This is a genomic window from Vibrio sp. 970, from assembly GCF_033339075.1.
On sequence record NZ_JAWOTW010000246.1, the window covers coordinates 1 to 751 of the forward strand.

The 751-nt window shown below is 42.7% G+C and carries 1 protein-coding gene; it reads right to left on the minus strand.

The genetic code is table 11. From position 1 onward, the window contains the following. Positions 1 to 188 precede the first annotated feature (188 nt). On the minus strand, positions 189 to 548 hold the full coding sequence (locus tag R7Q11_RS25965; RefSeq protein ID WP_225466978.1) for a hypothetical protein: 360 nt from the start codon (positions 546 to 548) through the stop codon (positions 189 to 191). Positions 549 to 751 lie beyond the last annotated feature (203 nt).

Here is a 751-nt window from a genome sequence, read left to right on the forward strand (position 1 = left end):
TTAGCGCCTTCATAAGAAACCTGATTGAGGGAGCAATAAACGAGTGAATACAGTAAGAACCATGCCTTATAGATGAAAGATTCATCCATGTTGTATGATGGCTTGTTCTTAAGCGAAAGGAATTATGGTCTGCTTTTCAGTACGGATTCAAACACGGTTTGTTATCGTGTCGAGTAGGAATTTTGCGGCTAGACGAGAGCTAAAATGATACCACCAACAGTGAGCGCAGCGGAAAGATACTGCCCTGCAGAATATGAGCCGTCTTCCTCTTCTTCAATCTTGGCGGGATGATCCATGCCAAGGGCGCCGTGAGTGAAAGATTCTACTTTTTCACCCATTGTTTTGTTTTCTGCTTCTACCTTTTTACTCTCATGGTCAATTTGCTGCAACGCCGCTAGCAGTGCCTTACCTTCCGTAGAAAGTGTCACTTTGTTTTGCTCAACTTTGAGTGGCGCGGCAACCGTATCAACGTGATTGTCTTGATTTTGTGCCACTACTGCCGGTTGCTTAGCATAAGAGTTTACTGGGTTGCTTCCTACTGGATTCATCGAATACTCCTTGGAACATCGACACTCTTTCACTGAGTGCGGGTAAAAAGCAGTTATCTCTATATCGACGGTATAGGGTATTTCTTGAATCAATTTGTACCAATTTGACGCAGATATTCTGAATCAAAAGTTGGAACTCATGATAGGAGAAAACGGGCCTGTTTTTGCCGCCAAGATTGTTTCTTAAATAGCAAAGCAAAAAA

Coding starts and splice junctions, on each gene's coding strand:
- R7Q11_RS25965 (WP_225466978.1), bottom strand. CDS start 548: ATGAATCCAGTAGGAAGCAACCCAGTAAACTCTTATGCTAAGCAACCG.